At 35.5% G+C, this 14,580-nt stretch carries 16 protein-coding genes; 7 read left to right on the forward strand and 9 right to left on the reverse strand.

The window, feature by feature from the left end:
- Positions 1-20 precede the first annotated feature (20 nt).
- The 3 genes from truA to rpsI all read left to right on the forward strand — a co-directional run bounded on the left by truA (position 21) and on the right by rpsI (position 1,763).
- Entirely contained in the window at positions 21-761 is a 741-nt protein-coding gene (gene truA, locus CEF20_RS16030; protein ID WP_232713587.1) for a tRNA pseudouridine(38-40) synthase TruA, read from the forward strand.
- Positions 762-910: 149 nt separating this feature from the next.
- Positions 911-1,348, forward strand: a complete 438-nt coding sequence (gene rplM / locus CEF20_RS16035; protein WP_100332818.1) for a 50S ribosomal protein L13 — start codon at positions 911-913, stop codon at positions 1,346-1,348.
- Positions 1,349-1,370: 22 nt separating this feature from the next.
- Positions 1,371-1,763 carry a 30S ribosomal protein S9 gene (rpsI, locus tag CEF20_RS16040; RefSeq protein ID WP_100332819.1) on the forward strand — a complete coding sequence of 131 codons (393 nt, stop codon included), beginning with the start codon at positions 1,371-1,373 and terminating at the stop codon, positions 1,761-1,763.
- Positions 1,764-1,831: 68 nt separating this feature from the next.
- Here rpsI and CEF20_RS16045 read toward each other — a convergent pair whose 3' ends face one another.
- The 8 genes from CEF20_RS16045 to CEF20_RS16085 all read right to left on the reverse strand — a co-directional run bounded on the left by CEF20_RS16045 (position 1,832) and on the right by CEF20_RS16085 (position 6,887).
- Positions 1,832-2,890 (reverse strand): tyrosine-type recombinase/integrase, encoded by a 1,059-nt coding sequence (locus CEF20_RS16045; RefSeq protein WP_232713568.1) that lies wholly within the window; start codon positions 2,888-2,890, stop codon positions 1,832-1,834.
- 75 nt (positions 2,891-2,965) lie between these two features.
- Positions 2,966-3,163, reverse strand: a complete 198-nt coding sequence (locus CEF20_RS16050; RefSeq protein WP_028273283.1) for a MerR family transcriptional regulator — start codon at positions 3,161-3,163, stop codon at positions 2,966-2,968.
- Between the two features lie 33 nt (positions 3,164-3,196).
- Positions 3,197-3,391 carry a hypothetical protein gene (locus CEF20_RS16055; RefSeq protein WP_100332820.1) on the reverse strand — a complete coding sequence of 65 codons (195 nt, stop codon included), beginning with the start codon at positions 3,389-3,391 and terminating at the stop codon, positions 3,197-3,199.
- Positions 3,392-3,398: 7 nt separating this feature from the next.
- A complete protein-coding gene (locus CEF20_RS16060) occupies positions 3,399-3,878 on the reverse strand; it encodes a hypothetical protein (protein WP_232713588.1) in 480 nt (159 codons plus the stop codon).
- Between the two features lie 186 nt (positions 3,879-4,064).
- Positions 4,065-4,556 (reverse strand): hypothetical protein, encoded by a 492-nt coding sequence (locus CEF20_RS16070; protein WP_002320477.1) that lies wholly within the window; start codon positions 4,554-4,556, stop codon positions 4,065-4,067.
- A gap of 227 nt (positions 4,557-4,783) precedes the next feature.
- Positions 4,784-6,085: a helicase HerA domain-containing protein gene (locus tag CEF20_RS16075; RefSeq protein ID WP_100332822.1), complete on the reverse strand. Its 1,302-nt coding sequence runs from the start codon at positions 6,083-6,085 to the stop codon at positions 4,784-4,786.
- 102 nt (positions 6,086-6,187) lie between these two features.
- The gene (locus tag CEF20_RS16080; protein ID WP_198508547.1) at positions 6,188-6,544 is read right to left on the reverse strand and encodes a hypothetical protein; all 357 of its coding nucleotides are present in this window, start codon (positions 6,542-6,544) and stop codon (positions 6,188-6,190) included.
- A 31-nt stretch (positions 6,545-6,575) separates the two neighbouring features.
- Positions 6,576-6,887, reverse strand: a complete 312-nt coding sequence (locus CEF20_RS16085; protein WP_157796318.1) for a hypothetical protein — start codon at positions 6,885-6,887, stop codon at positions 6,576-6,578.
- 105 nt (positions 6,888-6,992) lie between these two features.
- Between CEF20_RS16085 and CEF20_RS16090 the strand changes: the two genes are divergently transcribed.
- From CEF20_RS16090 to CEF20_RS16105, 4 genes are all read left to right on the forward strand, one after another.
- Positions 6,993-7,649: a hypothetical protein gene (locus CEF20_RS16090; protein ID WP_100332824.1), complete on the forward strand. Its 657-nt coding sequence runs from the start codon at positions 6,993-6,995 to the stop codon at positions 7,647-7,649.
- Positions 7,650-8,023: 374 nt separating this feature from the next.
- Positions 8,024-8,467 carry a RadC family protein gene (radC, locus tag CEF20_RS16095; RefSeq protein ID WP_100332825.1) on the forward strand — a complete coding sequence of 148 codons (444 nt, stop codon included), beginning with the start codon at positions 8,024-8,026 and terminating at the stop codon, positions 8,465-8,467.
- Positions 8,468-8,593: 126 nt separating this feature from the next.
- Positions 8,594-10,576, forward strand: coding sequence for a site-specific DNA-methyltransferase (locus CEF20_RS16100; protein WP_100332826.1), 1,983 nt, complete (start codon positions 8,594-8,596; stop codon positions 10,574-10,576).
- Between the two features lie 2 nt (positions 10,577-10,578).
- Positions 10,579-13,284 carry a DEAD/DEAH box helicase family protein gene (locus tag CEF20_RS16105; protein ID WP_100332827.1) on the forward strand — a complete coding sequence of 902 codons (2,706 nt, stop codon included), beginning with the start codon at positions 10,579-10,581 and terminating at the stop codon, positions 13,282-13,284.
- Between the two features lie 300 nt (positions 13,285-13,584).
- On the opposite strand, the gene CEF20_RS17215 is transcribed toward CEF20_RS16105, so the two are convergent.
- On the reverse strand, positions 13,585-13,989 hold the full coding sequence (locus tag CEF20_RS17215) for a hypothetical protein (RefSeq protein ID WP_232713569.1): 405 nt from the start codon (positions 13,987-13,989) through the stop codon (positions 13,585-13,587).
- Between the last annotated feature and the right edge of the window lie 591 nt (positions 13,990-14,580).

Below are 14,580 nucleotides of genomic sequence, written 5' to 3' on the forward strand. Positions count from 1 at the left end.
AAATGGAGTGGTGACATATGATTCGCGTAAAATGCAAGGTAGCCTACGACGGAGCCTTGTTTTCTGGCTACCAGATCCAGCCGAGCGGCCGAACCGTTCAAGAGGAACTGGAGAAGGCTTTGCAAAAGCTTCACAAAGGCGAGACAGTGAAGGTGACGGCTTCCGGGCGGACAGATGCGGGCGTTCATGCGGTTGGCCAAGTGATTCATTTTGATACCGCACTGTCGATTCCGATGGAGCGCTGGCCGGCTGCCATGAACAGCTTGCTCCCGAGCGATATCGCTATTATGGAAGCGGAGAAGGCGCCCGCTTCATTTCATGCCCGCTACTCGGCATCCGGCAAGGAATACCGCTATAAGGTCTATCAGGAGAAACAGCGGAACCCTTTTAAGCGCGCTTATGCCCATCACTTCCCTTTTGAGCTTGATTTGCAGGCGATGGAGCAGGCGGCTGCTCATTTGATGGGAACTCATGATTTTACTAGTTTCTGCTCAGCCAAAACAGAAGTGCAGGATAAGGTAAGACAAGTAAGAGACATCATCATTCAGCAGAATGGTACGGAAATAGAACTAAGATTTGTAGGAAACGGATTTCTATACAATATGGTCCGCATTATGACGGGAACGCTGCTGGAGGCAGGCAGGGGAAAAATACCCCCCGGCGCGGTCAAAGATATTTTAGCCGCTAGAGACCGGGCGCTGGCAGGAAAAACCGCTCCGGCAGAAGGCTTGTATCTTTGGCGCGTGTTCTATGGCAACTAATCCGGGTGTAACATTTTTCTTGACAATGATTGACGGAGACGATATTATATCATATGGTATGTTATTTAACCCCACGATGAGCCCCGGAAACTTATTCGTGATATAAATACAGTGAACCACAACACATTTTCTTTAGGAGGGTAAAATCAATGCGTACGACTTATATGGCTAAAGCAAGCGAAATCGAGCGTAAATGGTACGTTGTAGATGCTGCCGGCAAAACATTAGGCCGTCTGGCTACTGAAGTAGCGTCTATTTTACGCGGTAAACATAAACCAACATTTACACCACATGTTGATACTGGCGATCACGTGATCATCATCAACGCGGAGAAAATCGAATTAACAGGTAAGAAACTGACTGACAAAATCTACTACCGTCACAGCATGTACCCAGGCGGTTTAAAAACTCGCACAGCGCTTGAAATGCGCACAAAGTATCCTGAAAGAATGCTTGAGCTTGCTATCAAAGGCATGCTTCCAAAAGGTTCTTTAGGCCGTCAAATGGCGAAAAAATTACATGTATATGCTGGACCAGAGCATAAACACGAAGCACAAAAACCTGAAGTTTACGAACTTCGCGGATAATTATTAAGAGGAGGTTATCATCTTGGCACAAGTTCAATATATTGGAACAGGTCGCCGCAAGAGCTCAGTCGCTCGCGTGCGCTTAGTACCTGGAGATGGAAAAATCGTCATCAACGGACGCGACGTAACAGACTATATCCCATTCGAAGCTTTACGCACAGTGATCAAGCAGCCATTAGTTGCTACTGAAACAGCCAACAGCTACGATGTGCATGTAAACGTAAAAGGAGGCGGCTACACAGGTCAAGCTGGAGCAATCCGCCACGGCATCGCCCGCGCCTTACTTCAAGCGGACCCTGAATTCCGCCCAACACTTAAACGCGCTGGTTACTTAACTCGCGACGCCCGCATGAAAGAACGTAAGAAATACGGTCTTAAAGGCGCTCGTCGTGCACCTCAGTTCTCAAAACGTTAATAGAAACATTGATATATCAATGTTTGCAGAGCTTTTTTGGTTCAAGTTGGTTCAAATTAACTTGAACCTTATAAAGCACTTAACAGATTTAAAGCATCGGCATCTTGCTGGTGCTTTTTTTCTGGCATTAATTCCAGATAATAATTCTGTGTGGTTTGAATATTAATGTGACCTAATCGCTTTGATACATAAGCAATATCTATGTCTTGAGAAAATAAAAATGATGCATGAGTGTCTCTTAAACCGTGAAACGTTGTTTTCTTAATATCTAATTTCTTCAATAACTCCGCTAATTGTTCCGACTGTTTAAAACCGCCAAAGCTGAAAATATAACCATTCTCTTTAACAGGAATTTTACGAATGAGTTCATATACTTCTTTGTTAATAGAAACATCACGTTTTGCATTTTGTGTCTTTAACGAAGTGTCATCAGAAGTAGGACTGATTGAATGTCTAACTTTTATTCCGTATTCATAAAGACTCTCTGGGCGTATTGCTAGCAGTTCTCCACGTCTCATCCCCGTTTCTAATGCAAGTAATACAAGTAAGTTAAATTCGTCTTCTGGATGCTGTAAAACGTAATTACGAAGCTTTCTAAAATCAGTGATAGATAATGCTTTATTACGTTTAGGTGGATTCTCTCCACGTGTTTTTACTAAACGAGCAAAATCATTTGCAATATAGCCACGAGCATATGCATCACGTAAAGATGTTTTAATTTTAAGAAGAACCTCATGAGTTGTTTTTCGTGAATGTGTCTTGGCATACTCATCAATCTTTTTCTGAACAACAATATCATTTAAATCTTTTAATTGAATATCCTGAAATAAATTTCTAATAACTCCTAAAGTACGAACATAATTTTGAAATGTCGTTTCTTTAACGTCATTAACCTTTACAAGATATATCCAATTTTCGAAGAAGTCCGCAAATGTTGTTGTTCTGTGAGCAAGTTCTTTTCCTTCTCCTTTCGCTAATTCCATTTCTAAAGCCCAAAGTTTTGCTTCCTTCTTAGTCGGAAATGTTTTAGTTAGTTTTTTATGTTCTCCATATTTGTACAAAGAAATTTGTGCTCGATATGACTTTCCTCTTTTTACAATACTAGCCATGCTATCAATCCCTTTCAAAAATAAAGTTGATAGATGCTAGTTGAATACATCTGTATTGTATTCTGAAACTAACATCTTATCAACTGTCACATTTTAAACGGAGTGTTTTTCGATAAAGTGTATTAAAGACTTCATTGTGTAGCGTTCGCGCTTACCAATCATGAAACGATCTAGCTCTTCATGTGGCCGAATATATTTATCAAAAGACTTTGGGTCTATACCTAAAAAATCTGATGCTTGTTCCCTTGTTAAAAGATATGGATAATCCTTTGTAGCCATGTTTGTGCTCATGTGGCATCATCTCCTTTGTGCTGAGATTTAATTTTAAAATTTATTTAGTTCTTTTAGTGCTTGTTCAGCATCATATTTGATTTGTCCTAAAATATCTTCTGGTGTATAGTAGCTATTTTGGTAATCAGAATGATTATCCGTTTTATTAATTGTTCCTTTACCGTTCTGGAAAAAGTCTACTAGTTCGACAATGTGTTGTATATGTTCTTTTAATTTCGGAAAACTCATTTAACTATCATCCTTCCCACGGTTTACCTTCTAATTGGTAAAGTGTCTTATATTTATTTAACCAAGATATATGGTCATCATTGGGTTCGAATTCTTCATAGTACTGTTTATATAAATAATCTATTAATTCTTTTGCTGTATTACCTCCCCATATTTGTTGAACTTTCCACAATGTGGGGAGTAGCCCAGACCCCTTAATTAGATGGTCTATTGATTGTTGTAACAAATTGTTTCGTGGAGATGGTGACTCAAAGTGAAAGTCCTTCTCATCTAACAATTCAAGCATTAATCTAGTTATCTTATGAGGTCGATTAGAATTAACATAAAAGAACATGTAGCGATCAAGTAGAGAACTAATAATCACATTTTTAAGCTGTTCATCTGTACTACATTCTTTAATTGCATCTGTTAATTGATGGGCGTAATCACCTGAAAACTCTGCTTCAACACGTGTCCAGTCATCCACTTCTTTAGCGATATGGCGCATGTGTTTCACGACAGTTGTTCCTCTTTTTTATCATAAATGCGTAAATGCACTTTTGTATTTCTGCTTTTTGCCCCGATATACAATGTTTGTGCTTGAAAATCCTTCGATATGTCGGACACTTTCGAGTTGTTTCTTTTGTATGGTTTTTCTTTGTTGTCATCAATAACCTTTTGTAGGTAACTTTTATTAGTACTTGCCATAGCGCAATTCAGTCCTCTTTTCTTCAATTGAGCGTTTTAATTTAGCAATATCAATACCTTCATTAATAAAGTCACAACAGATATCAATTCGTGAAAGTCTAAAACTATATTCATCCGAATCAATCATTTTTAAAAAGGTGTGTAAATGAATAGGTTCATTAAATTCTGCTTCATATCGCTTTCGATACTCATGCCATGCATATGCACTATATTTGACAATCACACCCATTTTCGTAAATGCCTCATGATAAGCAATACAGAAATAAAAAGGTGCATTGATGAATGAGTAACCTATTGTGTAGCCTTCTGGTAGCTTAACGTCAGCTTCACCGAAGTTGTCAAATAGCTTATGCATCTTAGATTTAATCAAGAAGGTACTTATTAGACTTTTTGCTACCCAGTCACGCCATTCATCAAAGTCAAACACGCCTGTTGTTTGCAATACGAGTGTAAATTGGTCAATATCTGGTTTAATCATGTTCTATTCACTCCTTTTGCTTAGAAAACTTTAGGTAAAGTTTTCTTGGTGTAAAAGCCTATAAGAATAGACTTTGGTGTGGGTTTTGCTCCTGACTGGAGCTGGGGTGATTACCTGCACCCCAGCTCTCCTAAAGGTGTAAAGCACGGAGCGGAACCTTCCCCGCCTGAGCGGCGGGTCCCCTTCCGCTCTTTGTGCCGTCGCTCCTTAAGGAAAAGCTAGGTGCTTCAATTCAAAAAGCAACAGTAAGGAACGGTCAACAACCGTGGCTTGTCTGCACTTGCTAGCCCTGGATAACTGTAAATCCCTTGACCAGCAGTAAATTGAACTGGCGGTATATCCACACCAGAGGAAAACAAAGTTCTATAGGTTTGCTCGTCACTATCACCTAAAGCAATCTTCAAAACGAGCTGTTCTCTAATCGCTGTTGGCATCGTCTGTGCGTTCATTTGTTGCGTAGCGACCCACAGAATACACCCTAATTGACGACCCATGAAAGCAACATCAGATAGTATGCTATCGACTTCATCACGTTCTTTTTTCGCTAAAGTCTTCCATGACTCTCTTAATGCCCCGAATTCATCTATGAGTAAAATTAAAGCTGGTAAACCAGCATCCCTATACGTTTTGTTACGATTTGATATGAAATAGTCTTGTAATTCATCTTGTCGTATTTTCATACGCTCATGAAATTGCTTAATCAATTCAATCGCATTTGTTTTATCGCCAGTTCGCTCATCACCAATGGTACGTTTAGCCATTTGGTAAACGTCAGTGCGCTTTGGATCAATTATGAATAACTCATGACTGACCTTTTTTGATAATACTTGTTCAACTAGCATTTGAATAAAAAACGATTTACCACTACCTGTTTGGCCGACTAAACCCATATGATGAAACGGTACTGTTGCACGCTCATCTAGACGTAGGGCGTAATCGTCTGCTGTCTTATTTGACCATTCAATCAAGTCACTTGCTGATTTAATCTTTAGTTGTTTATGTGAATCAACTGAATAAAATTCGTAGATATACCAGTCGCGATCTTTTGATAAGTACTTGCGCTCGCTTACGTAACCTTTTAAAGCTGAATCAATCCGCATATCTTCAAGTTTCTTGTCGAACTTTATTGTATTATTAATAAAAACTTTTCCAGACTGTCTTGTTCGATTATCATCAAATGTTATCTTGATTTTTGGTAAAGTAACTAAACGATTGTCAAACTCCCGTTCATCTTCAAATCTCGCGTCTTTAATATGTCTTCTTATTCGCTTAGTCATCAAGTAATAATGCAGAGAAAAAAATAGACCAAACCACAGTTTATTGCGAATTGACCAATTAACAAACAAAGTAAATACCATCATACCGACAGGAATCAAGAAGATATTTGATTCGATATGTGGAAGCTGTATTATCGTTATTTGTTCAACGATTAGTGGATACAGTTTATAAAAGAAAAACCATAAGATAAGAAAAAATCCAATGAATAAAAATGAAATAAAACCACGTTGCATTCTATATGTTTTCTTCATGCAAACCACATCCTACTATCGTGGTTCCGCCCCTTGTCAGGGGCGGTCACAGGTATAATAATGTATTTATTGATAGGAAGGGAACTTACTGCCCTTCATTCTTTACTTTGGTGGAATAATGTCTACATCGTCTGCCTTGACGGAAAGTTCACTCATGAATGTTCCATATACAGAAGCTGTTGGATTCACAAATGTGATTCTACTAAATTTCTTATAACTCTTTGGAGGTTGTGGAACTTTAACGTCTATTTGCTCACCGGCATTAAGGTCTGGTTGAACGTCATCGCCTTCGTACTTTGTGTTATCTGTCGCAATAATGCATTTGTATTTAGTCCCTAACTGTTTTGTGACTTGACCGTCCTCGTATTCGTTCCACGGTTCATGAGCCATCACTCGGACATCTTTGTCTTTGAAAAATCCTACTGCATCAAATTTGTTAAATTGTCTTAGTTTCTTCATAACAAATTCTACTCTCCTTTTCTAACCGCTTTTAATTTTTTATTGTGTAATTTCCTAATGCATTCTCAAGACTCTTGATAATCGGAATTACATCATCAGTTCTTTCGAGTTGAATGCTAAATCCACCTAAATTTAAGATTTTTTCAACATCATTGAACTTTAACAATTCAATACTATCTCGAACCATTCTTTCTTGTAATTCAAATTTCTCTAAAAGGCTATCAAAGTATGCCACATCAACTTGTAACCATTTCCTAGATACTTCTGGGTGATTTATTTTATAAAGCATGATTAGTTCACCTCTTCTCAATGGATATTTCTTATTACAAATTAATCTTAACATTATGTTTCCACATATTCTAAGGCTTTTGAAATAGCAAAATCCGCCGTTTTAATGGATATATCTAAAAATTCATGCTATTATTTGTTTATAAAGGAGTGTTTCGGTATGGATTTCTTAAATGTTAATGAAATATTAGATATTATTGATAAGCAATTTGGATATGATTTCGAAGGAAAGGATAAAGAAGATCATTTAATTAGTAGGAAGACATGGAATAAGTATGTAAGTGAATTTTTTGAGGAAAAGACAGATGGGTATATGAGTAGTTATGAAGACAAGATAAAAGGAGGAAATAGGTATGCAAAATACCGCGAAGACTTTGTAAAGGAAGTTATTGACTTCCGGAAAGACCAATTAATAAAACAATATAATAGTAATCGAAAAACAACAGTTGATCATGAAGCTATTAAAGTGTTTGAAACTATTGCTTCAACCTTGGGTGTGGACGTTGATGAGGAAATTTATAAGAAGAGAATCCCTATCACACAATATAAAAAGCACAAAGAAGAAAGATACCACAATGTGACTGAAGAAGAAATAGAAAATAAAAAAGAAGAGTTACTACAAATTGTAATTAGTCAGTTAATTGATATGGAAAAGATAAATCATGATATATCTCATTATATAATATCTGGTTCTCTTGAATACGGCTTGGCAGACCCTCTTGAGATGAATGAAAATATAGATGGCTCTCCTTTAGGTTATAGGATTGATGCAATAAATTATTTAAAAGAAAGCGTTAAAAGTGAACTCATTAAATAATGTGATTCTGAAAAAATGAATGACAGTTAAATAGTGAGAGTACTTCAATCTCTGTTGAATGAATGGGTGCATCCGTCAGATTTTTCCTTTTCAGCCCCCCTAATTATAATCTTCTAATTCGTCTGTAAAGCAGAGACGAATTATCGATTATGTAAAGGGTCTTCGTTCTTCGGATGTTATGAGTCAGCCAAGTAGGATAAGGGTGCGTAAGAAAGCAATTAACGCTTTTAACGCACCCTAATTCATTGGGCTTCCCCAGAACATCTACGAATTACTTGATAGCTTTGCTACTTACGCCACTTGACATTAATCGATGCGAAGATTCTCTATATGGTGACCAAAAAGGTCAAAAAATAATAGAGAGGTTGATCTAGATGGAAACCATTTTTGAAGTAGTTCGCATTGAACAAATTATTCGAGAGGCAGATGAAGGAGTTAATTACAGTATTCGCAGTCCAGAAGATGGAGCAAAAATTGCATCTCGCTTTATTGGTCGTGATGATCGTGAAGTGTTTTTTGTTATGTGCTTAAATACGAAAAATAATGTTGTTGCAGTTCATCGATGTCATGTTGGTTCGTTAAATTCCTCGATCGTACATCCACGCGAGGTATTTAAATCAGCAATACTCAATAACGCTGCAAGTGTTATTGTTGCACATCAACATCCAAGTGGTGACATAACACCGTCGATGGAAGATATTAAGGTTACAAAGAGATTAGTCGAAGCTGGGAAGTTACTAGGCATCGAAGTACTTGATCATTTAGTAGTAAATAATAATAACGGTTTTACTAGCCTGAAAGAAAGAGGCTATATTTAAAAAGGGATAAACAATTCCCTTTTTTTCTTCAAGATATATGAACAAATACTTTATATGTTAGTATATAAATAGAGATTAATAAAAATCTATTACATAGATTAAATTAATAGAAGGACGGATTTTGATATGAAAACTAAAATTAATGAAGCGATTAAACAGGTTTTACGGCTATTTGGTGAAAAGTATTTTATAGGAGAAGTACTAAATAAAAATAAAGTCATTCATGATTTAGATACATATGATAAAGATTTGCTTGAAGCATTCATTTCGAATGAAACATTAAAGAGTAATTTTACAATTGATATTGCAGGGAATATCGTCATGCAAACAAATAAACTCATTGAACTATTTGAAGCAGACGAATACTGGCAAGATTCGTATACAAAATACTCAAAGAAAATTGGTTTAACAGCTGGAGGGAAATTTATTGATGAGTCAACTGATGTTGTATTGGATTTTCCCTATAAAGATACAGTATTAAAAGCAAGCATGAGTAAAGAAGATACAGATAAAAATGACTTACGCCCAGATGAGCCATTTTTAAACGAAGTGATTGCAAAAGAAGAAATTGATGTTCTATTAGATAAAAAGGTTTTAGTCAATGCAAAAAAGTATGATGAAGATGGCGAACATGAGGTAGACAGTTTTAGTGAAGATGACAATTTGGTAATGAAAGGAAACAACTTACTAGCTTTACACACAATAAAAGAATGTTATAGGAATAAAGTAAAGTTGGTTTATTTAGATCCTCCTTATTATTTTTTAAATAACACAGATGATACCTTTGCCTATAATTCCGATTTTAAGCTATCTACTTGGCTAGTATTTATGAAAAACAGAATTGAATTGACTCTTGATTTACTAAAAGAAGATGGATATTTAGTGATACAAATGAATGACTATGGTGTTTTTCATTTGAAGGTATTATTAGACGAAATTTTCCATAACAACACTGCAGGTGGATTTGTCAACCATATTTCCGTTAAAATGAGTGATTTAAGTGGTCCAAAAATGGCGCATGTTAATAAGAAAATTCCGAAAATTAAAGAGCATCTATTAATATATGCCAAAAATTATGATCATTGCTTCTTAAATCCTTTAAGAGAATCCAGCACTTGGGATGCGGCAATTGATGCTAAGAGATACACTTCATTTGTAGATATGAAGGGTAAAGAGAATCCAGCAGAATGGGAATATACTACAGTAAGAAAAAAATTACAAAGTTTAGGAATGGAATATGGTTCGAAAGAAGCCTACAAATTTTTGATGGATAATGCTGATAAGGTCTTTAGAACTGCTGCAAATCCAGCATTAACGAAACTATCTAAAGAGAATAAATTTAATAGAAATATTTTTACGCCAGTAACTACTTCTACTGGTTTAAAAAAATATGTATATAAAGATGAAGAAGTTATTTTTGCTTCATCAAAAATTGAAGAAATCGACGGAATAAAAACCCCTACTGAATCTATAAGTGATATCTGGTTAAATATTGCTTTAAATGATCTATCTAATGAAGGTGGAGGCGTTGAATTAGATAATGGTAAGAAACCAGAAGCTTTATTGAAAAGGATTATAGAAGCAACAACTAACGAAGGTGATATAGTACTCGATTATTTTATGGGAACTGCCACAACACAAGCTACTTCATTAAAACTCAAGCGGAAATTCATAGGTATTGAACAAATGGATTATATACTCGATAAAAGTGTACAAAGGTTAATAAATACCATTGGAGCTGAAAAAAGAGGTATCTCTAAAGATGTAAATTGGCAAGGTGGAGGAAGTTTTGTTTATGTTGAATTAATGGAGAAAAATCGTGGATTCTTAAAATCCATTCGTGATGCAAAAACGCAAACAGAACTTCATAAAGTATTTGATTTCATGTTAAAAGAAGCGGAAATTGACTTTCGTGTTGATTTAGAAGGGGTTAAGGATTCGTTACATGAATTACCATTCGAGGACCAAAAGAAAACACTTATTAAAATCATCGATAAAAACCAACTTTACTACAATTATTCTGAGATTGACGACAAAAATGTACGTGATTTAATATCTGATAGTGATTATGCATTTAATAAAAATTTCTATGATGAAGGTGGTAAATAATTGTGGCAAAGAAAAAGAAACAATTACCATTACCTTTATACGACGAAGTAAGAGAATTAAATGAAAGTTTATTTAATGAAGTAGGCTCATGGGAAACACCTGAATACATTAAACAGAACATGGTACATACGTTTAGGTATTATCAAGATGCAGCTTTACGCTTTTTTCATTATTCACAAGTAGCAAATGAGTTTCGTTTTAGGAATGTGAATCATGTATTATTCAACATGGCAACAGGAAGTGGAAAAACAGACTTAATGGCAGGGCTTATTTTATACCTCTATCAAGAACATGGTTACCAAAACTTCTTATTCCTAGTAAATACAAATGGTGTATTAAATAAAACGATTGATAATCTGACAAATAAGGCATCGAACAAGTACTTATATAAACCACAAATTGAAATAGAGGGGGAACGAATAGAAATTAAGCAAGTTCAATCTTTCCCCAAAAATCAAAGTAAGAATACAATCTATTTAAAGTTGGCAACTGTCCAACGTGTTGCTGCTGATATTTATACCCAAAAAGAAAATGCAATGGGTAAAGAAGATTATGCAAGGAATAAAGTCGTTATATTAGGAGATGAAGCACACCATTACTCCGCTTCTACCAAGTCGGAAAAAGAAGCGGAACAATCATGGGAAAAGGCAATTTCGACAATTTTAAATGCAAATGAAGACAATCGCTTACTTGAATTTACCGCTACAATTGACCTCGAGAATAAGAATGTTTATGAAAAATACAAGGATAAAGTGTTGTATCGCTATGCACTCGACCGTTTCATCCAAGATAAATATTCTAAGAATGTAAAGAGAATTCAGTCGAGTAATACAGACGTGGACAACATGATGAATGTAGTCTTATTAAGTGAATATAGAAGAAGATATGCACTTGAAGAGCATGGTACGTATATAAAGCCTGTTATTATGTTTAAATCACAGCGAATTGATGCTTCTAATGCAGCCCACGAACAATTTAATGAGTTAATTGATACATTGACCGTTGAATCTCTAAAAGCGTTTCTTAATAGGCAAGCACAAATCACTTCTGAAGATGATAGTGAAACATTGGCATTGGCACATAATTATTATCGCGAACGTGAGGACGATTTAAGTGAATTAGTCAGAGAGATAAAACGGGAACTTGCTCCAAGTCGGATTATTAATGCCAATGACACGAGTCAATCCGGTATCTTAGAAAAAGGTCACTATGAAGCTTTAAATAGCTTAGAAAGTCCAATGAATTTATATCGTGTCATTTTTGCGGTTGCTAGACTTACAGAGGGATGGGATGTATTAAACCTTTTTGACATTGTTCGTTTAAGTGATGACCCGAAAGTAAAAGGAACGAAAACAACGACTATGTCAGAAGCACAATTAATTGGACGTGGTGCAAGGTATTACCCATTTTTACTAGATGGTGAACGTTCATATACACGCAGGTTTAATGATGATAGTAAAGATAGCTTGATTTTAGAGACGATTCACTATCATACGATCAATGAACCTCAATACTTGAAGAACTTAGTAAGTGCTTTAGACGAAATGAATTTACCGACTGGTGAAGATAAAAAGAATCCGTTAATTGACGTAAAGGTGAAGCCTACTTTCAAAGGGACAGACGTATGGAAATATGGAAAAATTTATTACAATGAAACCATTGAAGTAACGGATAACTACTACGATTCATTAGAGAAATATGGTATTGATACAAAAAACGATGTTGTCATTCCATATATATCTGCATTAAAAGAAGTAGGCTATAAAGATACTAAAGTGCAAGAAGACTATACAAATGCTTATAACGTCGCTGTTACATTTGATAAGCGTTACCTCAATAAAATAATGAATCGATTGTCGTTCTATCATTTCTCTAATTTGAAAAAGTATATTCCACTATTAAATTCGAGAGAGGAATTTTTAGAAGAAAAATGGTTAAATATTTATAATCGAACGATCTATATTACGATTCCACAAACAATGGATAGTAGTGTACTAACGGCTACTGAAAAGTTAAACATTCTAGAGCGTTACTTTTCAAATGTCGCAAAACAAATAAAATCAGGTTACAGTAAACAACGTGGAACTGGTAAATTTATCGGTTATCCAATTAAAGAGTATATTGCGAACTATCGAAAACGTGTACCAAATTATGACACAGGTAAAACATTTATGCAGGATAGTCCGCAAACAGTGGACCGTTACGAAATAAAAGAAGATTACTTTGTGTATGATTCCGCAATTATTAACTTAACCGAAAAGCAATTAATCGATCGAATCGCAGAAAGAGTTGCAGAGTTAAAAGAGGAATATTCTAATGTATATTTAATACGTATGGATGAAAATATGCATCGTGAGTCTGCAAAAAATAATAAATTAAAATTGCATCAGTTTGGTAGTGGACATGATGAAGTGAATTTGGCAGGATTCCAACCCGACTTTATTCTTTACCTACAAAACAGTGATTATTTCATTCAGATATTTATTGAGCCAAAAGGACGAAATATGGAAGAAGAACAGTGGAAAGAAGATTTACTCATGTACATAAATGAACATGAAGCTGAAATATTTTTTGAAGATGAAACCGAAAATGTAAGAATCAAAGGTGTCAAATTCTATACAATGAACGATGGAAGAAATACAATAAAACAAATAGGTGAAATAGCCTTAGGTAAAGATTTTAAAGGTTTAAGCGTACAAGAACTTTGATTGAAGGTTAACAATATAGAATATATATTGTACAAAAATTTGTATTCAACTAGCATCTAAGTGTTTTGGTTCAAATTGGTTCAAGTAATGTCAATCTCAATCCTTTTTCATACATTTTTATCCATATAACAATTCCCAAAACGTTGTTATAAAAGGATTCAGATGGATTAGGCATACTTAGAATTTATCTGTATATTTCTCAAAGCGTTAATATTGCCCAAATATCAACATTTCCAACCCTTTCCCGAATGTTCGGGAGAGGGTTTTTTCATGTCCCAATTTGGAATTGAAGACCCCAAGCTAAAATTTCATATACTTCTGGAACATCTCGGCTGTTTTCTCCTTCGCTTCATCGATCACATGAGTGTAAATATCCATCGTGGTTTGAATATCTGTATGTCTGAGTGGAGCTTGTACATCTTTGATGGTGGTAGCACCAGCAGCAAATAACAAGCTGGCATGAGTATGCCAAAAGGCGTGAACATTTATTTGCGTCAGCTCAGGATTCTTTTGATAGATCCGGTCCAACTTTTCATTCAAGTAAGCCAGCCGGCAATAATCCATTTCATGTTTTAACTGATGATAGACCGTATAGATGGGCTGCTTATCATCAGATTGGAAAGGAGTAGCAAGTTGTAATGTTAGATAGAGCTGTATTTGCTTGCTGCGCCATTTCTTTAAGAGCGACAGAGTTTCATCGTCCACGCTAACCACACGCCGAGAGGCCTTCGTTTTCGATGTCTGTGTAGGTAAATTAAGCTAATCGTCTTATGGTGGAAGTCCACGTCTGACTAATGCAGGGCGTATAGTTCCCCTTTACGTGCTCCTGTGAAGGCGAGTAGCCGAAACATAGTTAAAAGTCAGTGTATCGTCTTGAATCGCCTTCAGGAAGCTCCTGAGCTCTTCACGCGTGTAGTAATACTTTTTCTCTTCCAGTTCTGCATTATATTCCATTTCATGTTTTAGTTTTGGTATTTAAAAAATAGAGCAGGATTTTAACGCTGCTAATTTGCAATCTAAAAGATGGATTAAACAAAATATTCCTATTATTGTGATATTTACAAATTATATGATAACATATTATACAAGATAAGAATTATTTTAAATATATTAGTTCATTGGTAGGTTAATTACGGTCAAATATTGAATTGTTAGTGATGCTTCATTTGCAAAGGAGAATATTTCCATAGAAAGGATTGCTCTAGACCGTTTAAGTTTTATAAAAATACCATCTGGATATTTTTACAAGCAAATAAATTGGAGTATAGAGAAAATAAAGGAATGATCATATGGTTA

The organism is Bacillus xiapuensis (assembly GCF_002797355.1).
In the GTDB taxonomy this organism is placed as follows: Bacteria; Bacillota; Bacilli; order Bacillales; family Domibacillaceae; genus Bacillus_CE; species Bacillus_CE xiapuensis.